Raw genomic sequence first — 24,209 nt, forward strand, 5'->3', positions numbered from 1 at the left:
GTAATAGTTTGTAAACGTAAACATAATTTTGCAAAACGGCGAATTTTTAGCAAAAACTTTATTTATTTTCCAAAAAGCATCTTTTTTTGGAGTTTGCTTATGAGTTTAGTAAACGATCTCGAACTAGAAATTGAAAATTTCAAACGCGAATACGAGAAATTCGAACGCGGCAACAAATCTGCTGGCACACGCGCTCGCAAGGTCTTGCAGAACATCAAGAAGACCTGCCAAGAGATTCGTGTTTCAATTCAAGGTGCAAAGAAGGAGGAGGAAAAGGAGGACGATCTTCCGAGTGAGGATTGACAGATAAATTTTCCCTAAAGGCTATACCTGTGTATTTTTTACACGAAAAATGGCGTTTTTGACGAAAAGTATTTGACTAAAGTCATTTTTGAAGGTATATTCCCACATGGGTTTTGTGTTTGCCAAACTGGCAAGCGTATGTTTAACGAATTTAAGTGTTCTATGATTGGAGAAACGTAGCAGTATGACCCTAAAGAAACTGGTCTTAATTACGGCCGGGGCGATGCTTCTTTCAGGAACCGCCATGGCAAAGAATATCAACGTGCCTGGCGATTTCGCAAAGATTGCAGATGCTCTCGGAAATGCGGATGCCGGGGATACAATCCTTGTCAAACGCGGTGTTTATAATGAAAACATCACCTTGATCATGGGTGTTGTTCTTAAGGGCGAGGACCCATTGTCTACCATCATCGATGGTGGCCGCCGTGGTCCGACCGTCATGGGTACTTCAGGCGCCGAAATGTCGCACTTCACAGTGAGGAACGGTCTCGAAGGTATCCTTTGCGAAAACGCTGCCCCTTACATTCATCATTGCTATGTGATCGATAACCACGCAACGGGTATCGGTGCTTTCATTTCTCTGCCGTGGCTCCGCAACAACGTGGTCTACGGTAACCGCTGGTCTGGTATTCTCGCTTGGGGTGCTAAGTCTCTCGATGCTTACATCGAACAGAACGTCGTTCTCCGCAACGGCTATTCCGGCCTCGCTTTGAAGGGACCGACCAACGTGGTCGCCCGTAACAACATCTTCATGGAAAACCACTATTACGGTGTGTTTGCTGACCCGGCTGCCGGTCAGACGAAGGTGGAATACAACAACATTTACAAGAACTACTACCCGTTCAACCAGTTCATCAAGGTGAACCGCACGAACGTGTCCTTGGACCCGAAGTTCATCAGCCCGTCTATCGGCAACCCGAACTTCTTCTGCCAGTCTACCTCTCCGATGCTCAAGCGCGGTAAGGGCAAGCTGGATATTGGTCTTACTGCAACTGACGTCGTTAAGGAAGAAGAAGCTGTCGAAGAAACTCGCAATCCGGACACTGATGGCGATGGCCTCTGCGATCCGTGGGTTTCCGAAGAAGGTCTCTCCGAAAAGTACGCTGGCGTTTGCACCGGTTTCGACAACTGCCCGGAAGAAGCTGAAGACTTCGATGGCTTCCAGGATGACGATGGCTGCCCGGATGCAGACAACGACCGCGACGGTCTCTGCGACCCGTGGGTTGAAGCTAAGGGTATGCTCTCCCAGTACGCTCACATCTGTAAGGGTGTGGACCTCTGCCCGGAACAGGCTGAATCTCTGAACAACTACAAGGACGATGATGGTTGCCCGGATGAAGTTCCGCAGCCGCCGAAGAAGGTCTTCGTTCTTGAAGGTGTGAACTTCGAATCTGGTAAGTCCACGATTACTCAGGACTCCTACATCTCCTTGATGAAGGTTGTCGATATCATGGAAACCTTCCCCGAAGCTACTTTCGAAATTATTGGTCATACTGATAACATCGGTAACAAGGACAAGAACATGACCCTCTCCGCAGACCGTGCTAACGCTGTGAAGAACTTCCTTGTCGAAAAGGGCATTGCCGAAAGCCGTATGACAACTAAGGGCATGGGCGATACGAAGCCTGTTGCTTCTAACAAAACACCCGAAGGGCGTGCGCAGAACCGTCGTATTGAGTTCATCCGCACGGATATTCAGTAAAGGAGTAGGTGATGTTGCGTACTAGTTTCATCAAGACGTCCGTTTTTGGACTTGCCGTAGCCAGCACTTCTTTGTTTGCAGAGGCAACCTACACGCCGAATAAGTATCAGCAGAATGACTGGTTTGCCGAATTTGGTGGTAACACCTCGATGTATGTGAACCCGGCTGGAATTTCTGAAACCGATCAGCTCGAATTCAGCGCTGCATTCTTTAGCACCATTAGTGGCGAAGCTAGCCAGGAATATGTCAGCTTGACATATCCGATGGATTACAAGCACACTTTGGGCTTCTCCCTTTTCGAAAACGGTGCTTCCATCGAAGGTGGCCAGTCCTATAGCGAAATTGCCGCAATGTTCGGCTATTCCTACAGACTTTTCCACTTGCTCTCCCTCGGTGTCGATCTCTCTGTCTTGTACATCAACCAGTTTGATGAAGTCAAGCAGCTTACAGTCGGTGCTGACGTAGGTTTGAGCTGGAACCCGCTCGCTTCTTCGAAGTACGGTTACTTGCTTATCGGTGTTGCCGTTCAGAACGCTCTTGCTCCGGCAGTTAGCGAAGCTGAAGCTACCGATGGCATGAAGTTCGTGTTCATGGGTGCTGCCGATGCATACCAGATTCCGACGAACCTCAATGTGTCGTTGTTCTACCGCGGCTTCAACCGTCTCCTCGAATTCAAGGCTGAACTCTCTGTGATTGACATCATCCACGATTCTGATGAAGGTGGTAAGGGTGCTAATCTCGAAATGAGCTTCTCCTTGACCTACTATCTTTCTTCTCACCTCGGTGTCCGCGCCCGCTTCACTAAGGAAGGCTACCCGGTCATCGGTGCTACGGTTAACGTCAAGGATGTCAGCATCTTCCGTTACCTCGCTCTCGACCTCGAAATGTCTCACGACGACCTCTGGGCCAAGAAGAACCGTGGCTTTGTGTGGGCTGTCAAGCTGACTTCTCGCTTCGGTGATACCCGTGAAGAGAAGATCGGTGAAGAACGCTATCGCCGCTTGAAGATTGAACCTGAAAACGACTACCGCGCTGCTATGCGTCTGTACTTGAACCGTCAGTTCCTCGAAGCTGCCTATGCCTTCGGTAAGGTTCAGACCAAGTACCCGGCATTCCACTTGGTGGACCAGGCTGCTTTCTACAAGGCAAAGTCTTTCGAAAACCTCCGTATGCACAAGGCTGCTAAGTCCGTCTACGAAGACGCTATCAAGCGTTATCCGCAGAGTGACCAGCGCGCCAAGTACCACTTCCAGTTGATGAACATCGACTATAAGGAAGGCAAGTACACGGAAGCTATGAACAAGTATCAGAACATTGCTCAGAAGTTTGGTGAAAGCGACGTGAAGGCTGACGCTGACTACGTTGCAGGCCAGATCAAGTTCGAACAGGGCCTCTATCAGGAATCTGTCGATCTCCTCGCCTCCATTCTTCCGGGTAACGCAAACTACTTCTACGCTCGCTATACCATGGGTATTGCCAACAGCCGTATGAACAAGTTTGACGAAGCTGAAAACTGCTTCCGTGATATTACGGAACAGCCGGTTTCCAACCAGTCTGAACGCGACCTTCAGGACGCTGCTAGAGTTAAGCTCGGCCACCTCTTCTTCTCTGGTGAAAAGCCGGACATCGCAGCTGCTGCTCAGATGTATGGCCAGGTCCAGAAGGAATCTCCGGTGTTCGACGAAGCTATGCTCGGTATTGCTTGGTCCTTCCTTAAGGTCAACAAGCCGGATGAAGCTATCAAGCCGGCTAAGTGGATTATCAGCAATCTTCCGGAATCCTTCCTCGTGTCCGAAGCTTATCTCGTGATTGGTTACTGCCACTTCATGAAGAAGAACTATCAGGACGCTCTCGAAGCCTTGACTCAGGCTGAAAAGCGTACGGAACAGCCGATTGTGTCTGTTGCTTCTCGCGACAGTGCCCGTCAGGCTTACGATGCAATGCAGAGCCAGTTCGACTCCGTTCAGGTTCTTGCTTTGGATCTCGCTCGCCAGTTGCCGACTCCGCGTGTGGAAAGCAAGCGTGAAGCTTTGCGTCCGACGTTCAACAAGGCTAACCAGGCTATTGAAGATTATGCTTCGTTCATGCAAAGGTCCATCCAGAGTGACCGCTTCGAATCCAACCGTAAGCGCATCTTGGATGACGCTGGCTTTACAAAGGCTACCCTCTTGTCTAAGATGGGTGGTGCTGGTGGCGGCGCCTCGAAGTCTGGTGCATCTGAAATGCCCTCGTTGGAGGATGACCTCTAATAGTTATAGTTGCGGGCCCGCTTAAAATCGGGTCCGTCCTTTTTATTTTTTAGAATAATCATAGGTGGATAGAGAACGATGAAAAATCTATTGCTCGTATCAGCAATTGTTTGCTCCATGGCCGGAACATCATTCGCTGCATCGGACCCGTGTAAAGATAAGACTACCGAAGCTAAGAATCTTTACGCAAAGTGCAAATCCATTGGAAAGGGCAACTCTGGTTATGAACAGTGCGCCAGTTCCTATCGAGTTATCAAGAACCAGGCTGAACAGGCTTGCCGTTCTGGTGGCCTTGACGAACAGGGCATGCGCGATGCTATCGCCCAGTGGGAACGCCAGGTAGAACGCTGCAAGGGCAAGGTGAGCAACCGTTGCGCAAGCTCCTTGCAACAGCTCGGTCACTACCAGTTCCAGCTCGAAGAAAAGCAGTTCCTCGACAAGAACGCCCAGTATGAAGAAGATGTCGCATGGTGCGCTGACCGCGACAATAAGCCGGCAAAGTGCGCCAACATCGGTCAGTTCCCGAAGCCTGACCATCAGAAGTCTTTGGGCTATTTCCTCGAATACATCGACAAGTATCCGAAGGAAGCCAAGGCTCCGACCGTGATTTACCAGGCTGCTGCTGTGCAGGAAGCCAGTGGCGAAGACGACAAGGCTTACAAGCTCCGTATGCAGCTCGTCCGTGACTTCCCGGACAACGGTCTCGTGCCGAAGGCATGGCTCCGTATTGCTGAATACCACTTCATGAACCGTAAGTTCAAGGACGCTATCGGTGCCTATAAGAAGGTGACGGGCTTCGAAAACCTCACGGGTAAGGAAGCTGCACTTGCCATGTACCACTTGGCAGAATCTTATTACAACACTGCCGAATACGAAATTGCTGCTAAACAGTATTTCGACTACATCGTCGGTGCTGACAAGGGTAAATATCCTAACGACTTGCGCGCTGAAGCTATGGACTTCATGGCAGCCTCCTTCTCTGACTTGGAAGGTGGTGGTGTCCAGGAAGCTGAAGCTTTCTTGAAGGACAAGAAGGTTCCGTTCAAGGACTCTGTCTACTACCGCATCGGTATGAAGAACAAGGACCATGACCGTAACGAAGAAGCAGTCCAGTCCTTCAAGCGCTTGATGAGCATCAACCCGGACTATATCGACGCTCCGCTCGCCGATATTGCCATGATCGAAATCTTGATCGTCCAGCAGAAGTTCGAAGATGCTCAGGCTCACCGTTATGAAGTTGTGAAGCGTTATGACCGTAACTCTTCCTGGTACAAGAAAAACCAGAAGTATCCGGAATCTGTGAAGAATGCTGAAAAGGCCATCCGTGGCGCTATGCTCGACATTCCGCAGTACCACCATGCTCAGGCTGCTAAGCTCACCAAGGAAGGTGATATCGAAGGCGGCAAGAGACAGTATACTAAGGCTATCGAAGCTTATGAAGCATTCCTCAAGCGCTATGCTAAGGAACCGACCTGGGATGAATACAAGGTTCACATCAACCTTGCTCTTGTCTATCAGGAAATGAACCAGCATGCTAACGCTGCCAAGATGTTCAACTGGATCGTTGAAACCGATACGACCCGCTATGGCCGTCGCGAAATGGGTTCCGGCGCTCTCCTCACGAAGGATGAAGCTGGTTATAACGCCGTTCTCATGATGGACCAGGCTCGTGAAAATGCAAGAAAGTCTAAGGCTAACGATGACGCTGTCCAGGCTTACAACTTGCCGGAAACTAAGGCCTACTTCGACCAGGTCGATAAGTACATGGCTAAGTTCGGTAAGAACAAGGAAGCTGCAGAACTTGCTTACAACGCCGCTATCGTTCATTACGATGCAAAGCAGTTCAGCGTTGCTGTGAACGTCCTCCGCAAGCTTAAGAAGGACTTCCCGAAGCACCAGTATATCTTGCTCATCAGCCGTATGCTTGCTCAGTCTCTCCTTGAATCCAACCAGCTCGATGAATCCCTCACCGAATTTGAATGGCTCCTCAAGCAGTACAAGGCTAAGGAAACTCGTAACGACTCCATGGCTGCTGAAATCGAAAAGGCTATCGCTTACGTTCTCTTCCAGAAGGCTGAATCTTCTGTCAAGGCCGGTAAGTCCGAAGCTGGTGCCAAGGCTTACTTGGACCTCGTGAAGCGCTACCCGAACATCGACATTGCTGACAAGGCTATCTTCGAAGCTGCTGCCGCTTACGAAAGCGTCAACCAGTACAAGAAGGCTGCTGAAACCTTCATGCTCCTCCCGAAGAGCTATGCTAAGTCTCCGCTCACTGTCAAGGGTATCTTGCGTGCTGCTAGCAACTACAAGAAGGATAAGCAGCCGGTGGTTGCTGCTAAGACGTTCTTGTTCATCACTGACAACTTCCCGCAGGATTCTATGGCCTTCCCGGCAATTGGCTTTGCTGCTCAGACCTATGACTCCATCCCGGACAAGAAGCAGGCTGCCCAGACGTTCGAACTTGCTTACAAGCGCTACCCGCAGAACGAAGAAACTCCGTCCTTCCTCTATAGCGCATGCTTGAGCTATGACGAAGCCAAGATGACCAACGAAGCTATCCGCTGCTCCAAGGACCTCGTCCGCGACTATCCGAAGAGCTCTTACGCTGTTGACGCTGCCTTCTCTATCCCGATGGCATACGCTAACGCTAAGAAGTGGGACCTCGCCATCCAGGAATATCGCAACTTCATCAAGATGTACCAGGAAGACAAGGAAAAGCTCATTGCCGCTTACATCGGTATCGCTCGCGCCTACCGCAATGTGAAGGACATGGATAACTCTGTTGATGCTTACAAGAAGACTCTCGAAGCTTACGACAAGTACGGTTTGCAGATCAAGAACGCAGACGCTGCTATCCCGGCTGAAGCTGCATTCTACATGGGTGAACAGGAATACAACAAGATGACTCCGGTTGTCTTGAAGGGCAAGGAAAAGGAAAAGGCCAAGATCATCAAGAGCTTGGTTGAAACCCTCCAGAAGGCTATGGGTCACTACTCCAAGTCTGCTGCCTACGCATCTGAAAAGTGGACCTTCCGTGCCACCAACAAGATGGGTATGCTCTTCGTGACGATGGCTGCAAAGATTCGTGAACAGCAGCTCAACGGTAAGAAGGAAGAAGAAAAGTTTGCAGAACGCATCGGCATTGTGCAGCAGCTCCCGACTTACTACGAACAGGCTCGTCCGATCTTCCAGAAGAACATCGACCTCGCTCGTGACCAGGGCTTCTACAACAAGGACGTGATCGCTGCAGAAATGGGCTACATCGAAATGTACTACCAGGGCTGCGCCGTGTTCGTCGAAGTTGCTGACGCATTCGCCAACTCTCCGCTTCCGGACAGTGCTATGATTGTCCGTGAATACATTGGCCAGGGCATGGTGAAGGATGACGCTATCATGGCTGCCCATGAAGACTTGGAAGCCTACCGTGAAGAATTGAACAGCCGTTCTGATGCCGCCAAGCAGCTCGCTATCCCGCAGTGCGCAACTGGTATCAAGGCTTCTGCTCACTACGGTATCGATAACGAATGGACTGCAAAGCTTTTTGAAACCCTGAGAAAGCTCGACGAAGCTAACGAAGATCTTAACACCAAGATCGAAAAGTTTGACCCGTCTACGCTCTTTGCTGACCCGGCTTACTTCAAGTTGAAGGCTCGTATCGAACAGATCGAACAGTCTGACGCTATGACCCTCGAAGAAAAGGTCTCCACCTTCCGCAACATCGTCAAGGAAACGAAGGACGATCGCGTAAAGCTTGAAGAAGAACTCGCCAAGCTCAAGCAGTGGATGGCTGACCCGAGCTTGATCCCGGCTTCTGAAAGAGGTGTCGAAGCTGCTTCTGAATCTTCTAGCGACGAAGAAGCTGTCGAAACGACCTCCAAGAAGGGCAAGAAGGGCAAAAAAGCTAAGTCCGAAGCCAAGAAAGCCAAGAAAAAGGCTAAAAAAGGCAAGAAGAAATAGCGGTAAAAACTATTTTACGGGGAATCCTAGTTCATGGGATTCCCCTATTTTATTGGGCTTGAGGGCGTTTTCATCGCGGTAAAGAAAGTTTTACTACTAAAAACTCCCACAACGCTCCAAAAAAAAATAAATATGAACGAAGATTATCAAAAACAACAAAAACAATAACTCAATTAAAGGAGTCTCTAATGTCTAAATTGCTTCAATCCTTCAGCCCTGAATCTGATGGTTACCAGTTCATGTGGATCATCTTGGTCGTGTTCATCATCGGCCTCGGTTTCTCTCTCGAACGCGTTTCCTACATCATGGTGAAGAGCTCCAAGGGCCGCGCTAAGTTCATGGCCGATTTCGGTAAGCTCGTTATGCAGAACCAGCTCGAACAGGCTCTCCAGTTCGCTAAGAGCTCCAAGCTCCCAATCGCTAAGGTTATGGACGCTATCGTTGCTGCTAAGCTCAACTGCAAGGATGCAGACAAGGCTCGTGACTTGATGACTGCTGCTTCTGATGCTGTGTTCCTCACTGAAGCTCCGCGCCTCACTCGCTACATCTCCATCATTTCCGTTATGGCTTCCATCTCCACGTTGCTCGGACTTATGGGTACGATTTACGGTCTGATCTACACATTCGACGCTGTTGCTAACAAGCCGGCTTCTGAACGTGCTAAGGCTCTTGCTGATGGTATTGCTATCGCTATGGGTACTACGCTCCTCGGACTTCTCTCTGCAGTTCCTCTCCTCGTCATCGTCGGTCTTCTCAACATGAACTCCGAACGCCTCATCCAGGAAATGGAAGAAAAGGGCCTCAAGATTATCAACTCCCTCGCATAATCAATCAGAGAGTTTAATTTTAACTGGAGTTTAAATAAACATGGCAAAAAATATCAAGAAACCAGGAAAGGTCGAAGAACCGGATTTGCTTCCGGCGATGGGCTTGTTCACCATCTTGATTCCTATGCTTTTGACCATGACTGCTTTCTCCAAACTCGCCATTGTCGAAGTCAACCTGCCTGAACGCAGCCAGATGATCATGGACAATGACGTGCCGCCTCCACCTGATGAGCAGGCATTGAACTTGTCCCTCGCTATCGCTAACAACTACCTTGTTATCGGTGCACGCGGTGGTTTCCAGCCGAACGTCTATTTCAAGGAAATGTGGACGTTCCGTTGCAAGTCTGATGCTCAGCTCGTTACGTATCCGATGGAAGACGTCAAGACGGCTGTTGAAAGTGGACACGGACCGAAGTGCAAAGATGGTTCCGAAATGGACAAAGAGAAGTATCTCTACGAAATCGAAACCATCGAACTCTGGGCTATTCAGAAGGAATCTGAAGAAGACCCGGGTAAGGTTATCTGGGCCGCCTACAAGAACGATGGTAGTGCTGAAGAAGCTCATGCCGACAGTGCTTATGTAGACGGTGCCAACAACTTCTTGTCCCTTCCGGGTGAAGGCGCAATGGGTTTGCAGAAGCCGGCCGCTCTCAAGGCTCCGACTCCGGGCATGGCAGTTGCAACGCTTCAGCCGAACTCTGCCCGTACTCTCAAGCCGGGCGACAAGACAATGGTTTATCCGCTCTCCGCATACGATCTCATTGCTAAGGACTTGATTGCAATCCATACTCAGTTCATCGACTTGGACGACGTTGATAACATCATCATCGTTGCAAACGACGACACTCAGTTCGACAAGATCATCCAGCTCATGGACCGTGCTAAGGAAGCTGGTTTCAGCAAGATCAACCTTGCAAAGTTGGGAGGTTAATCATGGCTAGAAAATCTCGTAAGTATAGCGAAGACGTACCTTTCTCCCTCACGTCCATGATGGACATGATGACCATCATCTTGGTGTTCATGATCAAGAACATGGACGCTGAAGGTCAGCTCTTGACCCAGGCAGAAAACTTGATTCTTCCGATCTCGACCTCCAAGGTCCAGCCGAAGGAAGTGTCTTTGACTGTCGTGGTCGATGCTAACTACGTTATCGTTGACAATGAAAAGGTCGTGCCGACCGCTGACGTTCTCGCTCAGGAAGACCTCCTCGTTACGAAGGTGGACGAAATCCTGAAGGATCGTCGCGCTATCGAACAGGAACACGCTCTCAAGATGGGCCTTCCTGCCGATGAAGCTGGTCACATCATTGTCCAGATTGACAAGAACATCCCGTATGATGCGATGTATAAGGTCATGGCCACTTGCGGCTTCTCCGGATACACGAATATCGCATTCGCCGTGATGGAAAAGAACGGCGGGGAGGAATAATCAATGGCAAAGAAGAACATAGATCCGTTTATTGCGTCGCTCATGCCGGAATCCGACAAGAAGATGGGCGCAATCGCCGGTGTCTCTCTTGTGATCGCTTTGGCTATGTGTATTTGGGCTTCCATGTACGAACAGGTCGTTGCTGAAGTCGTATTCGACAACGCAGATTCCGTGGACCTTACTACTTCCATGCAGATTGAGCAGAAGGAAGAAAAGAAGGAAGAAAAGAAGAAGCCCGAACCGAAGAAGCCTCGTAAGAAAGCTGGTGGCGGTGGCAAGCCGCGCGGTAAGGGCCAGCCGAACGCTCCGCAGACTCGCGGTGTGCTCAAGCTCCTCACTGCTCAGACCAAGAATGCCTCTGCTGCTGCTTATGACTTGATGAAGAACCAGAAGTTCACCAAGGACATCGATAAGGTGCTCAAGGACGTCGCTGGTCTCCAGACTACGGGTAAGACCGTTCTCGGTGGCCGTCGCGGTAAGGCTAATGGTGGCTTCAATGAAGGTTACGCAGAAGGTGGTTCCGGTGGTATCGGTGACGGCCTTGCAGGTCTCCTTGGCGGTGGTGGCGGTGGTATCGCTACTAAGGCTAAGGGTTCCATCAAGACTCCGTCCATGCGCGATATCGACATGGGTGCCGGTGGTGGTTCTCGTTCCGCTGCAGACATCATGAAGGTTGTCCGCCAGCGTACTCCGGGTCTTCGCCACATCTATAACAAGTGCCTGAAGAAAAAACCGGGATTCCAGGGTAAGGTTACCTTGAAGTTCACGATCGCTCCGGGTGGCGAAATCATCAGCATCTCTACTGTTTCTTCGACGACCGGTTTCCCGGAATTCGACTCCGAAGTCAAGAATGCAGTTAGCCGCTGGACCTTCAGCAAGGTGAAGTCTGGTAACACGACGGTTACGATTCCGTTCACGTTCACCGAATAATTCACTTATAAAGCTTGCAAAAAAGACCAGACTTGCGTCTGGCCTTTTTTGTATCCTGATTTCGGGAATGACATCAAAAAAAGTGATGTTTCATTAAATTTATGTTGCGTTTTTTCTTTTATAAAACTAACTTTATAAAAGAATTTTCAATAGGAGTTAATCCATGAACTTAAAAACCGTAGCTGCGGTTGGCACCGCATTTGGAATTCTTGGTGTTGGGTCTGCATTTGCAACATTTGCCCGTATTGAATCTATGGGTAAGAACACGACCTACATCATGGATGATGTGAGCATTTTCGATAACCCGGCAAACATCAACCTCTACTCCAATTACTTGATTGGTGAATTCGGTCCTTATACGCAGGATGTCGAAACGGGCAAGAACCTCGACCCGCAGCACCCGAATTTCGGCGGTATTTTCTCCATTTCTGTCGGAGAAGACAACAATCCGGATCCCCGTATTTCTATCGGTGGTCTCTTTGGCCGCATTAATTCCGAACTTATCCAGTACTTGCCGGATGTCGTGATTGGCGAAAATGGCTCTAGCACTAAAGTTCCTGAAACGGTGACGAACTTCGATGGTTTCTTGGGCGGTACGCTCTCGAACGGTAATGCCTGGGGCTTGCATGTGTATATTGCACAGCAGGACGGTGGCGACATGGGCGAAGATGGTAATTACCAGGTGAAGAAAGACGCCTTTGCCTCTATCGTGCAGGCAGACGGTGGTATGAACTTCCAGTTCACGAACTACTTTGACTTGGAATTCTCTCTTGCTTTGGCCCGTATCCAGTACGGTCCGGAACACCACAGCTTCTTTGACGACGGCAACTTCTCCTGGTTGATCAAGTCCCGTGCGTTCTTTACTTTGGACGCTATTAACGGCGAACTCGTTCCGGCTATGAACCTCAAGTTCATCGATGCTCCGGGTCTGGATGAAAAGCATGCTCAGGTGGGCGTCGGTATCAACGTCGCTCTCGATCGTGGTTTCTTCTGGATGGGCTTGGACTTTATCTATAACAAGAGAAAGGCTCATGACTGGCTCTTTGACAAGTCCTTGAATGGCGGCTCTTGGGTCTATGACTCCCGCAATGAAGACAACAAGCACTGGGATGAACGTACCGATGTCGGTGGCATGATCAGCTTCGGTATCGAACGTAATATCTGGTGGGATTGGTTCATTATCCGTGTTGGCGGCCAGAAGTCCATCCTTTATACAGATTGCAATGTCAATGACAAGAACGAAGCGAAGTACAAAGCAGATAAGGGCGGAAAGTACGGCATCTGCAAGGAAGACGGCAATTTCTTCAGCACCAACCCGCTTGCTGACGGAACCTCCAAGGACCACATTGGCTTTGGTTTCGGTATCAATATTGAAGAAAAGCTGAAGATCGACGTGACCGTTGCTGAAGACCTCCTCTTCCGTAATCCGTTCCAGGGCGAAGGCAGGCTCTTCTCCAGAATCTCTGCAACGTACTCGTTCTAAAGAGCTATGGGCGCGGACCTTGCGGTCCTTTGAGGTATGGGCACGGGGCTTGCGCCCCTTGGGGCATGAGCATTTGCTCAGAGCGAAGCGAGCTCAAAGTGCTTTAGCACGACCCCAAAGCGAAGCGACCTCATACCCTACAACTTGTTTAAATTTTCGAAACGCATTCCACTTGGGTGCGTTTCTTTTTTTATTTTATGGGCATGAAGAAAATCTTATCCCTCATATTCCTTGTATTGCTTTCGTCTTGTTCTGAACCGACGGAACGCATTGAAAAGAAACTCCTCTCGTACTTGCAGGAAGACTTGAAGTTCATGGTTGCAGAAACATTGAACGCCAATGCGACTAAGGCCGACTTGCTCGATGAACCGTATTACAAGATTCGTGATTTTAGGTTATTCGAAGGTGCAGAGGCTGAAATTTATGCGGCGTATGCAGAAGTCGATTTTTACATCTATCGGGACCTTGCCATGTACGAAAAGCGCAAGTACCGTTACGAGGTTCACGGTAGACATTGGGACCGTTATTCCAAGGTTCTAAAATTTGGTAAGGATAAAAATCCTTAGGTAATAGTTTCGACTATTTTAGTTATATTTTTAGCTGGGATTTCTACTATAGAGGGTTAAATTTTGTTCGGACTTTTTTCTTGTGATATCGGTATAGACCTGGGTACCGCAAATACGCTTGTCCATGTGGCTGGACAGGGCATTGTCATTAACGAACCGACTGTGATTGCTGTTGACCGTAAGAGCAATCGCGTGACTGCCATTGGCGGCGAAGCTAAGAAGATGCTTGGCCGTACGTCTGGCGAAAGCCGTGCAATACGTCCGATGCGTGATGGCGTGATTGCTGATTTTGAACTTGTTGAGACGCTCTTGCGCACTTTTATTACGCGTGTACAGCGCTATCCGTTGTGGATGGTAAAACCGCGTGTGGTGGTTGGCGTTCCGAACGGAATTACCGAAGTTGAAACTCGTGCCGTGATCGACGCGATCAAGATGACGGGCGCGAAGGAAGTGCACCTGGTTCACGAACCGATGGCTGCCGCTATCGGCATGGGCATCCCGGTCGAAGAACCTGTCGGTAACATGATTGTGGATATTGGCGGCGGTACGTCCGACATCGCAGTGATCGCCTTGAACAAGTCCGACTGCAACGGCTCTGTGCGCGTGGGCGGTGACGAAATGGACGAGGCCATTGTACGCTACCTTCGTACGATGTACAACCTCTGCGTTGGCGAAAGCACTGCCGAACAGATCAAAATCCAGATCGGTTCTGCTAGCCCGCTTGAAGAAGAATTGACGATGGAAGTCAAGGGCCTTGACTTTATTGCCGGTATGCCGCGCACGATTCCTATCGGTAGCGCCGAAATCCGCGAAGCCATCAACGAACCGGTGACGGCCATTATCGAAGCTGTGAAGCAGGCCTTGAGCATCACGCTTCCGGAACTTTCTGCCGATATTTACGACAAGGGCATCATCCTCACGGGTGGCGGTTCCCAGTTGCGTGGTCTCGATGAACGTATCCGCAAGGAAACGGGCCTCTCGGTGAACGTGATTGACGATCCGATGACTTGCGTTTGCAAGGGCGCAGCCCGCATTCTCGAAGACCTGGACAAGTACCGTCCTGTTTTGGTGGCTTCTTCTACCTAAATTCTGAAATTGCACTTCGATGCTTAGAGCTTTTCGCTTTATTGTCGATCTGTTTACCCAAAGGCATGGCGTTGTCGCTTTTGCCTTTTTTCTCGTTTTAGGGATTCTGGTGCATGCGTCTCCGACGGCGGTGCGCGAGAGCATTGTCGATAAGGCTCTTTCGACGGTGTTTTACCCGGTGCAGCTCCTGCTTGCCTCTGTGAACGACTTCAAGTCCTTGCAGGCCGAGAATGACCATCTGAAGGCTGAAAACGCAAGGCTCCGTCAGGAGACTTACCACGCGAGCGAGGGCTTGCAGGAACTGGCGCGTTTGCATACCTTGGTGCGTTTTGACGACAAGTGGGATTTCCCGATCGTGACGTCTCGCGTGGTGGGGCATAATCCCGGGCGTTTTCTGACGACTCTCGTGATCAACCGCGGGACGCATCACGGCGTGAAGGAGAACATGCCGGTGATGTCGATGAACGGCCTTGTCGGGAAAATTTCGAAGGCTTCGCTTACGCATTCCCGTGTGCAGCTCCTGGTGGACCCGAACTTGAAACTCTCCGTGCTTGAACGCCGTACGCGCGTGGTGGGCTTCTTGGAGTCTGTAGACGGTCATTTGCTTTCGGCGATGATTCCCTCGCATGCGGGCGTTGCCGAGGGCGATACGCTCATCACCTCGGGGCTTGGCGGCATTTTCCCGAAGGGGATCCCGGTGGGCACGGTGCACAAGGTGCGCAAGGCGGATTTGGATGTGATGAGCCTTATGGATGTTGAGCCGTTCCAGGAATTCTCGACGCTTGAGGAAGTCTTTGTGATGCAGAAGGAACCGGATTGGATTATCCAGGAGTTGCTCGATGAGTAATTACGGGTGGTTAAAGACGCTTCTGATGTTTGTGCTTGCCTTTGCGGTGCAGTCAACGATTGGAGACTGGCTTAAGATTTTGGGCGTTGGGCCTGATTTTGTCTTGATTTTCATTGTATCTGTGGCGCTTCGCTTTGGGGCGGCTACGGGGTGTCTCTGGGGCTTTCTGGCTGGTTTTACGCAGGATATCTATGCGCCTGTGGAATGGCTTGGCGCCAATGCGATTGCAATGACGATAGTGGGTTTTGCCGTGGGACAGCTGGAAGAGCACTTCCTCACGCTGAACTTGCCCCCGAAAATTGGTGTCCTTGGGCTTGCGTTCTATGTGAACGATATGTTCTATTTCCTAATTACAGGTCTCGAAAAGGATGTCGTGACGACTTTATTCCTGACGAAAACGATACCGGAAAGCATTTACACTGTAGTTATTGGCGGTATTTTGTTCTACCTCACTTCGGGGAAGAAGTCGGATGTATAACGATACTTCGGAGAATGAGGCCAGAGTCCGCAGAAACTGGAATATCCTGATATTCCTTGCCGGGACTGTTATTCTTTTTGCGGTAATCCTGTTTCGGCTGTTTTCTTTGCAGTACTTGCATTACGAAGAGAACTTCCAGCGTTCCGAAAATAACCGTTTGCGCCGCATCGAGCTGATAGCCGACCGAGGCTACATTTACGACCGCAACGGGAATGTGCTGGTGCGCAACCGCCCGTCGTACCAGATTGCGTTACAGGCGCTTGAAATGCCGCGCAAGAAGGCGGACAGGGATTCCATTTTCAAGAAGCTTCTGAATATCCGTGATGCGGCTGGAGTGCGGCTGTTCGATTCCTTGTCGCTTGATACGGCGTTCCAGAGGATTCGCTGGGTGCGTACGCGCCCGGTCCGTATTCTGGAAGATGCGACGATGGAACAGGTCGCGGTAATTGAAGAGCATTCGACGGAATTGCCGGGCGTTTCGGTGATCATCGAATCGCGCCGAGAATACCCGTACGGGACGCTTGCTTCGCATGTGCTCGGCTACACGAGTGAAATTTCGGAAGAACAGCTGAAGCTCCCGGAATATGCGGCATATTCGCAGGGCGACCGCGTAGGGCAAAAGGGGCTTGAGCAGGAATACGACAAGGAGTTCCGCGGCAAGAACGGCCTCAAGCTTGTGGAGGTGAACGCCTCGGGGCGTGAAGTGCGAACGCTCTCGGATGTGGGGGGCTTTATTGCGCCTGAACCGGGACTGCACATGATTTCGACGATAGACCTGAAGCTGCAAAAGGCGGCCGAGGCGGCGATTCCCGATTCGGTAAAAGGCGCCTTGGTGGCGCTGGACCCACGCAATGGAGAAATCCTCGCGATGGTTTCTTCGCCGCGACTCGACCCGAACATCTTTTCCTTGAAGCGTCGTGAACGCAACAAGGGCTGGGCGCATGTGGCGCTTGATTCGATGCGTCCGCTGACGAACCGCGCGATTTCGGGCATTTATCCGCCGGCGTCGATTTTTAAGCTCGTGACGTCCGGGGCGGGGCTTGAAAGCGGGATTATCTCGGAGACAAAGTATTACCCGAAAGCCTGTACGGGCGGTTACCAGTATGGTTCGCGTTACCAGAGGTGCTGGGGTGTGCATGGGAACCTGAATGTGGTGCATGCGCTTCGCCTCTCGTGCGATGTGTATTTCTATCAGGCGGGTCTTGAAATAGACATGGCGCGTATCAACGAATTTGCGCGGCGCTTTGGCTATGGGGAAAAACTGCTGGGCGTGGATATTCCGGGCGAGCGCGCTGGATGGCTTCCGGATTCGGCATCGTTTAACCAGCGCAACAAGCGCCTCGGCTGGCGCTGGGCGCGCGGGCTTATTCTGAACCTCTCGATTGGGCAGGGGCAGATGGTGACGCCTTTGCAGCAGGCCGTGTTTATTGGTTCTGTAGCAACGAACAAGGGTGTATACCGCCCGCATTTTATGAAGGAACTGCAGGATGCCGAGGGCAACGTGGTGCGCCGTTTTGAACCGGAGGTTATCCGCCCGGGGACAATGAAGCCTGAGACGCACCGTGTGCTCTTGAATGCAATGGACTCTGTGGTAAACCATCCGGGGGGAACGGGCAAGAAAGCCGCAGTACCTGGAATTCGTGTGGGCGGCAAGACCGGTTCTGGCGAATGGAAAAAAGGGCAGAAGACGCATGCCTGGTTTGCTGCGGCAGCCCCTTTGGATGACCCGCAAATCGCCCTTGCCGTAATTATTGAAGCTGGCGGCGGTGGCGGTTCTGTGGCAGCCCCGATAGCTCATAAAGTGCTGATGGCGTTTTTTGGTAAAGAAGAAGAGGAACAGGAATGAGTACCGATCGCATTCAGGACAAATCGTTAAAGTTCGATTGGCTCTTTATTGCTGTGACGCTTGTGCTTATGACATTTGGCGTGTTCCTCGTGTATTCGGCGACCGTGGGCGAGGAACTGGCCCTTTACAATACCCACTGGTTTAAGCAGATTGTCTACTTTCTGACAGGTATTGCGATTGCTGTTGGCCTCGTGTTTGTGAAAATTGACTGGCTCAAGCGTATTGCGGTTCCGTCCTATGCCATTGCGTTGGTCTTGCTTTTGTTCGTGCTCATCTTTGCGGGTGACGTGAAGGGGGCGGGGCGCTGGATTGACTTGAAAGTGATCAAGTTGCAGCCTTCGGAATTTGCAAAGATTGCGTACCTCATTACGATTTCGTACTGGCTTTCGAAACATCCGGTGAGCTTGCATAAGCTCAAGACTTTTTTGGTGCCGCTCGGGCTTTTTGTTGTGCCGTTCCTGCTTGTGCTGAAGCAGCCGGATTTGAGCACGGCGCTTGTGTTTACGGCGGTGACGCTTGTCGGGTTCTTTTTTGCGGGGCTGACCTTTACGGACTTGTTTTTGATTGTAAGCCCTGTGCTATCAGTGCTGTTTTCGCATTCGCAGTCGATGGTGATGCAGGTTTTGTGGGGCGTGTTGATTTGCTTTGTCGTTTTCTCCGTGTTGCGCAGGCACTTGTCCAAAAAGTTCTCGGGTGTGATCATTGCGACGAACATCTTGGCGGGGTATGCCAGTACGATGGTGTGGAACATGCTGGAGCCGCACCAGCAGAAGCGCGTGAACACGTTCCTGGATCCGATGAGTGACCCGCTGGGCGATGGCTATCAGGTGTTGCAGTCGCTCACGGCAATTGGTAGTGGCGGTATTGGTGGCAAGGGCTTTGGAAACGGTTCCCAGACGAATCTCTCGTTTTTGCCCGAAGAACATACGGACTTTATCTTTAGCGTGCTCGGGGAGCAGTTTGGCTTTGTCGGGTGTGCTGCAATTCTTGTGCTGTTTACGTTGTTCTTGTGGCGAGCCTCATCGATTTGCAAGACGAACGATGACCCGTTTGTGACGCTTGTGACGATGGGCGCGTGCACGATATTCTTGTTCCACATCACGGTGAATATTGCAATGACGATTGGGCTTATGCCGGTGACAGGGCTTCCGTTGCCATTTCTCTCCTATGGCGGTTCTTTTGCGCTTGTGTGCATGTTCCTCGTGGGACTCTTGATGTGCCTACGTTATCAGGGGAATAAGTGATTAGTAGGCAGTAGGCGGTGGTTTGTGGTTAGGAACGTCATCCTGAACGGCGAACGCCGTGAAGGATCCAGTGAAGTTTTATTTGGTAGAACTTTAAAGAAATTTTTACGGTCCAAAATCCTGAAAAAAAGCGTGTTATAGAGGTGGGCGCGATTTTGCGCTGCTTTATGACAGGAGGCTTTATGGGCGTTTTACGGACGGTATCAAATTTTGTTTTCGGGATGGAGTGCCTAGGATGTGGGAATTCTTCGGAGAAGCTTGACCCGTGGCTTTGCCCGTCTTGTGCGGCGGAACTGGCTCGTGAATCGTGTTCGCCTAAATTCCCGAACGAGGATGTCTTTTGCCTTTTCCCGATGCGTCCTTTGACAAGGCGCCTTGTGCATGCGCTCAAGTACAGGAATATTCCGGGGCTTGCGTCCTACCTGGTGCGCCATTCGTCGGCGGTAAGGCAGGGGATGGTGGCGCAGGAGCTATCGATGCTTGCGCAACCGCTTTACTTTGTACCGGTGCCGCTTCACAGGGCCAGGTATCGCGAGCGTGGGTACAACCAGGCGGAACTTCTGGCGGCGGCGCTTGCTGTTGCGACTGGCGGTAAGGTTTGCCGCCTACTAAAGCGCAAGACGTTCGTGGTTTCACAGACTAAGCTTTCGAAAGAGGAACGCGAAATGAATGTGGCGGGGGCGTTTGTTGCAAAATTCCCTAGGAAAATGCCCACGCGGGGGAGTGTCGTCGTCGTGGACGATGTCTTTACGACAGGGGCGACGACTTCATCGTGCTTGGCTGCGTTTGGGGCGGATTTCCCGCTCCCCTTGAAGGTGTGTACACTTATTTATGATGAGCCTGCGACTGCTGTTGCGGACTTTGCTGCAGATTGCCGCGCGGATTGGGACGGGCTTCGCAGTAGGCGGTAGGAAGTATGAATTACTAATTCCTACTTCCTAATTCCGAATTAAAAAAGCTCCCCGAAGGGAGCTTTTTACGGAGGAAGAGGGACTCGAACCCCCAAGCCTTACGGCGGCGGTTTTCAAGACCGCTGACTTACCAATTAGCCTATTCCTCCAATTGGTGCGCAAAGAATAGAAAAAATACTTGGATATCGTCAACGATACTTTGCATTTTATGCAGAAATAACTATTTTTTTACATACTATGAGCTATCAAGGAAACGCTACCGATCTTGGAGACGGCGAAGTCGCTGCTCTTTTGTTCGAGTACATGCCCAAAATTGCTGCAGAGCATAAAACGGACAGTCTCCTTATGCTTATGGCTGATTTAGGCCGAAAAATTGTCCAGGCCGACCGCTGCTCGCTCTGGCTTGTCGATGAAGAACGTAACGAACTTTGGACAAAAGTTGCCCATGGCGTGAGCGAACTGCGAATACCGCTATCGGCTGGCTTTGTCGGCTATTCCCTCAAGACGGGTGAACCGCTTTTGGTGGAAGACGCGTACTGCGATTCCAGGTTTGACCGGCGGAGCGATGTCAAGAGCGGTTACCATACGACATCCGTTATGACGATGCCGCTAGAAAGCGACGATCGTGTAATGGGCGTATTTCAGGCGATCAACAAGGTCGGGGAAAACGTATTCTTTTCCGAGAAAGACCTGGAACGCTTGAAACTTATTTCGGTTTATTCTGCAAAGACGATTGAGTCTGCAATGCGGGCCCAGAAGCTAGAGCGCTATGCGAAGCAACTGGAGCGCAAGGCCGATGAACTCAAGTCGGCGCACATGGAACTTATCCGCATTCTGGGTGAAGTTTCTGAATTCCGCAGCCACGAAGTGGGTGACCACATTCACCGTGTTGCAGAAATTTCATTGAAGCTTGCCCGCTATATGGGACTTCCTTCAGAACAGCAGGAGTTGATTTTCTACGCGGCTCCGCTGCACGACCTTGGAAAGGTCGGTATTCCGGATATGGTTCTGAATAAAGCTGGCAAGCTGACCCCAGAAGAATATGAACGGATGAAGGCTCATTCCATTATCGGTCGTACTTTGCTCCGTGATTCCAAGACGGATTTGCTTTGCATGGCCTCGGATATTGCCGGCTGCCATCATGAACGCTGGGATGGCACGGGTTACCCGGATAGGCTAAAAGGTGAAGAAATCCCGCTTGCCGCCCGTATTTGTGCTGTGGCGGATGTCCTGGATGCGCTTTCTAGCCCGCGCTGTTACAAGCCGGCCTGGCCTGAAGAAAAAGTCAAGGAAGAAATGCAAAGATCTCGTGGCTCGTATTTCCAGCCGGAGCTTGTAGATATTTTAATGGATCACTGGGACGAATTTTATTCCTGCTATAGGCCTGAAGGCGAGTTTGCTAAGAAAGGCCTCTTGCCGCCTGTGAAATAAATCACACTGAATTTTTTTTGTGCCCGCCAACGTGCGGGCGTATTTTTTTATTGGGGGAGGGTGATTCCCGCTCGGAGGCGGGAATGACAATGAAAAAGGCGGGAAATTGCCGAAAATAAAGAAAAAACCTCGGTTTTCACCGAGGTTTCTTCGTGGTTCCGATTGGAATTGAACCAACGACACGCGGATTTTCAGTCCACTGCTCTACCAACTGAGCTACAGAACCATTTTGGTGACCCAATTATAGATATTTATTTTCGGCTTGTCAAGGGTAAAGAGAATATTACTGTTATTTTTTTAAAAAAACTACTAAATTTACTGTTGTTGGATGGATGATTAGGTGCTTCACGGCATTTTGCTGTGGAGAGTGAGTCTTTTATTTTAGGTGGTCGCCGTGATACGTTTGAAAAAAATGAGACCGTTCTTTGCCTTTGCTGCGGTTTTAGGTACAGTTTTTATTCTTGGCTGTGCTGAGGAGAATAAAAACCCGATTATACCAGGTAACGATGAACCTGGTCCGCAATGTTTAACGCCTGGTGCTTGTAACGATACGATCATTAAGCCGAAACCAGGTGGCGGCTATGACACATCGGTCGTTCCTGTGAACCCGCATTTTGATACGACGTATGAAATTATTGGTACGGATACTGTTCGCGTTATCGATACGGTTTATATTCCGCAAGATACGTCGCTTATTTGGGTGGGACAATCTGCATTGCGTATCACGGAAATTGCTCCGCTGAATACGGACTGGCTGGACGAAAACGGCGATGATCCGTCCTGGGTGGAAATTTACAATTCCGGCGATAAGGATATCGATCTGAAGGGCTACACGCTTGTTGAAAACATGAAGAACTTGCGCAAGTGGGTCTTTGGTAGCTATGTTCTCAAGGCTAAGTCTTTCTTGGTCGTTTTCTGCGATAAGAAAAATATTTCTGCAGTGCAGAGTGCTGATCTTGATGGTGGTCGCCATACGCGCCCGCATACGAACTGGAAGCTCGATAAGAACGGCGGCACGATTTACTTGATCGACAAGTACAACGGAATCCGTGATAGTGTTGAATATCCTGAATTGACAGCTGGCCTTAGCTGGGGTATTGTCGATGGCGGATACTGGAAATACTTTGAAAAGCCGACTCCGGAAAAGCCGAATACAGCATCAAAGGCTTACGATGATGTTGCTCCTGAAGCAGATATGAGCGGCCTTAAGTCTGGATTCTACAGTGAACCGTTTAAGCTGAATCCTCCTGCTCTTGATGAAGGTGTCAAGCTCCGTTGCACAACGGATGGTTCTGTTCCGACGGAAAATTCTCCAGAATTTAATTCCCCGAAGACGATTGACCACAGCGTGGCTTTCCGCTGCGCGACATTCAAGAAGGGCGCCCTTCCGAATAAGGTTACAACCCGCACGTTCTTTGTTGACGAAGACCAGGTGAAGATGCCGATCGTTGCAATCAGCGTGGATTCCAGCTTCTTCCGTGAACATTATATCAAGACGAGCTGCAATGCTCCGAAGGGTTGCAGTGACAGTGCTGGCCTTTATGCCGATGTTGAATTGCCTGTCCACGTGGAATATTTCGAAAATGGATCTTCTACGAAGAATGGCTCGACTTGGGAAATTGATGCCGGCATTTCCTTGATGGGTGGCTATAGCCGCTTGAATGACAAGAAGTCGGTTGCAATTCGCCTCCGTGAAGAATATCAGGATGGCAGCATCAACTATCCGTTGTTCGAAACCCGCAAGGGCGTAAATGACAAGTACAAGTCCTTTAACCTCCGCAATAACGGCAACCGCTTTGTTAGCGACTACATCGAAGATGCTATGGGCGGAGCCCTTCTCGAAGGTACTAGCGTCGATTACCAGAGAAGCCGTCAGGTTGTGGTGTTCTATAACGGTAAGTACTACGGCATTCATGACATGCGTGAACGCTTCAACAAGCATTACGTAGAAACGAACTACAAGATTGATGCGAATACGGTGAATTTCATCAAGCATTTGGGCAAGGAAGTTGAAGCCAGCAACGGTACGACGGACGCCTATATGAACATGCTCCACTATGTGGCGACGAATGATTTCTCCGGCGAAAACAATGCAAAGTATGATACCGTAAAGACGATGCTCGATGTGGGCAACTTGGCGGACTACATGGCTGCTGAAATTTATATGCACAATGGTGACTGGCCGAACAACAATGTTCGTGCATGGTCTGCTCCGGGGCATCCGTGGAAGTTCATGGTCTATGACCTCGACCATGGCTTTGACTGGACGTGGGGCGTGAACGATAAGGAATTCAACCAGGAATCCAATATGTTTGCCTGGATCAAGAAGGGTGGCGGAAACAAGCCGTGCAAGGATGAAGGCTGCTTCGCCAATCTTTATAACCAGCTCATCAAGAATCCGGATTTCAAGCGCATGTTCATTAACCGCTCGGCTGTGATGTTCAATAGCTACACGAACGGTAAGAATGTGGAAAAGATTGTCAATTCCATGGTTTCAACGATTGACAAGGCTGAAATGGATCGCGACCTCGCCAAGTTCAAGCAGGATCAAAAGTACTATACCAACTCTTGCCCTGACAATAATGGCTTCAGCAGGGATGGTTCTTGCTTAAAGAAATGGGCAAATGACCGCGATCCGAAGGTCCTTCAGGAATATCAGGAAGAATTTGGCTTGAGCGGTACTGTTTCTGTGAGCATTGGCGCCACTGGCAATGGTACTGTGCTTATGGAAGGCATGAAGCTTCCGAGTGCAAGTTTCAAGGGCAAGTTCTTTGGCGGCGTGAAAATGGAACTCAAGGCTGTTCCGGATGCTGGTGCGGTGTTTACTGGCTGGAGCGATGGCGTGACGGATAACCCGCGTCTCGTAAGCCCGACGGATGGCGCGTCCTTTACGGCGAAGTTCCAGTAACTGGTAGCGACGC

General features: G+C 50.3%; 18 protein-coding genes and 2 tRNA genes. 18 read left to right on the top strand and 2 right to left on the bottom strand.

Annotated features, from left to right (window positions below; all coding sequences use genetic code 11):
* Positions 1-99: 99 nt before the first annotated feature.
* The 16 genes from B7990_RS13200 (at position 100) to B7990_RS13275 (ending at position 19,857) form a co-directional block, all read left to right on the top strand.
* The gene (locus tag B7990_RS13200; protein WP_088641383.1) at positions 100-303 is read left to right on the top strand and encodes a hypothetical protein; all 204 of its coding nucleotides are present in this window, start codon (positions 100-102) and stop codon (positions 301-303) included.
* Positions 304-547: 244 nt separating this feature from the next.
* Positions 548-2,005 (top strand): OmpA family protein, encoded by a 1,458-nt coding sequence (locus tag B7990_RS13205; RefSeq protein ID WP_254917534.1) that lies wholly within the window; start codon positions 548-550, stop codon positions 2,003-2,005.
* A gap of 11 nt (positions 2,006-2,016) precedes the next feature.
* On the top strand, positions 2,017-4,254 hold the full coding sequence (locus B7990_RS13210; protein ID WP_088641385.1) for a tetratricopeptide repeat protein: 2,238 nt from the start codon (positions 2,017-2,019) through the stop codon (positions 4,252-4,254).
* Between the two features lie 78 nt (positions 4,255-4,332).
* Positions 4,333-8,211, top strand: a complete 3,879-nt coding sequence (locus tag B7990_RS13215; RefSeq protein WP_088641386.1) for a tetratricopeptide repeat protein — start codon at positions 4,333-4,335, stop codon at positions 8,209-8,211.
* A gap of 188 nt (positions 8,212-8,399) precedes the next feature.
* Complete coding sequence (locus B7990_RS13220) at positions 8,400-9,038, top strand: MotA/TolQ/ExbB proton channel family protein (RefSeq protein ID WP_088641387.1); 639 nt, start codon at positions 8,400-8,402, stop codon at positions 9,036-9,038.
* 40 nt (positions 9,039-9,078) lie between these two features.
* Positions 9,079-9,969 (top strand): biopolymer transporter ExbD, encoded by an 891-nt coding sequence (locus B7990_RS13225; protein WP_073424960.1) that lies wholly within the window; start codon positions 9,079-9,081, stop codon positions 9,967-9,969.
* 2 nt (positions 9,970-9,971) lie between these two features.
* Positions 9,972-10,466, top strand: a complete 495-nt coding sequence (locus B7990_RS13230) for a biopolymer transporter ExbD (RefSeq protein WP_014546558.1) — start codon at positions 9,972-9,974, stop codon at positions 10,464-10,466.
* Positions 10,467-10,469: 3 nt separating this feature from the next.
* On the top strand, positions 10,470-11,396 hold the full coding sequence (locus B7990_RS13235) for an AgmX/PglI C-terminal domain-containing protein (RefSeq protein WP_088641388.1): 927 nt from the start codon (positions 10,470-10,472) through the stop codon (positions 11,394-11,396).
* Positions 11,397-11,559: 163 nt separating this feature from the next.
* Positions 11,560-12,879: a hypothetical protein gene (locus B7990_RS13240; RefSeq protein ID WP_088641389.1), complete on the top strand. Its 1,320-nt coding sequence runs from the start codon at positions 11,560-11,562 to the stop codon at positions 12,877-12,879.
* 203 nt (positions 12,880-13,082) lie between these two features.
* A complete protein-coding gene (locus tag B7990_RS13245) occupies positions 13,083-13,445 on the top strand; it encodes a hypothetical protein (RefSeq protein WP_254917535.1) in 363 nt (120 codons plus the stop codon).
* Between the two features lie 63 nt (positions 13,446-13,508).
* Positions 13,509-14,531: a rod shape-determining protein gene (locus B7990_RS13250; RefSeq protein WP_088631316.1), complete on the top strand. Its 1,023-nt coding sequence runs from the start codon at positions 13,509-13,511 to the stop codon at positions 14,529-14,531.
* Between the two features lie 19 nt (positions 14,532-14,550).
* Positions 14,551-15,378, top strand: coding sequence for a rod shape-determining protein MreC (mreC, locus tag B7990_RS13255; RefSeq protein WP_088641391.1), 828 nt, complete (start codon positions 14,551-14,553; stop codon positions 15,376-15,378).
* Positions 15,371-15,856, top strand: a complete 486-nt coding sequence (mreD, locus tag B7990_RS13260; RefSeq protein ID WP_088641392.1) for a rod shape-determining protein MreD — start codon at positions 15,371-15,373, stop codon at positions 15,854-15,856. The genes mreC and mreD overlap by 8 nt, the downstream gene beginning before the upstream one ends.
* Positions 15,849-17,702, top strand: coding sequence for a penicillin-binding protein 2 (gene mrdA, locus B7990_RS13265; protein WP_088641393.1), 1,854 nt, complete (start codon positions 15,849-15,851; stop codon positions 17,700-17,702). Before mreD ends, mrdA begins: the two co-directional genes overlap by 8 nt.
* Complete coding sequence (gene rodA, locus B7990_RS13270; protein WP_088641394.1) at positions 17,699-18,946, top strand: rod shape-determining protein RodA; 1,248 nt, start codon at positions 17,699-17,701, stop codon at positions 18,944-18,946. Before mrdA ends, rodA begins: the two co-directional genes overlap by 4 nt.
* A gap of 182 nt (positions 18,947-19,128) precedes the next feature.
* The gene (locus B7990_RS13275; protein ID WP_088641420.1) at positions 19,129-19,857 is read left to right on the top strand and encodes a ComF family protein; all 729 of its coding nucleotides are present in this window, start codon (positions 19,129-19,131) and stop codon (positions 19,855-19,857) included.
* Positions 19,858-19,925: 68 nt separating this feature from the next.
* On the opposite strand, the gene B7990_RS13280 is transcribed toward B7990_RS13275, so the two are convergent.
* A tRNA-Ser gene (locus B7990_RS13280) sits at positions 19,926-20,006 on the bottom strand.
* Positions 20,007-20,094: 88 nt separating this feature from the next.
* On the opposite strand from B7990_RS13280, the gene B7990_RS13285 reads away from it, so the two are divergent.
* Positions 20,095-21,288 (top strand): HD domain-containing phosphohydrolase, encoded by a 1,194-nt coding sequence (locus tag B7990_RS13285; RefSeq protein ID WP_088641395.1) that lies wholly within the window; start codon positions 20,095-20,097, stop codon positions 21,286-21,288.
* A 153-nt stretch (positions 21,289-21,441) separates the two neighbouring features.
* Here B7990_RS13285 and B7990_RS13290 read toward each other — a convergent pair.
* Positions 21,442-21,514, bottom strand: a tRNA-Phe gene (locus B7990_RS13290).
* Positions 21,515-21,682: 168 nt separating this feature from the next.
* Between B7990_RS13290 and B7990_RS13295 the strand changes: the two genes are divergently transcribed.
* Positions 21,683-24,196, top strand: coding sequence for a CotH kinase family protein (locus B7990_RS13295; protein WP_088641421.1), 2,514 nt, complete (start codon positions 21,683-21,685; stop codon positions 24,194-24,196).
* The last annotated feature ends 13 nt before the right edge of the window (positions 24,197-24,209 follow it).

The sequence above is a fragment of the Fibrobacter sp. UWB4 genome (assembly GCF_002210345.1).
Lineage (GTDB): Bacteria > Fibrobacterota > Fibrobacteria > Fibrobacterales > Fibrobacteraceae > Fibrobacter.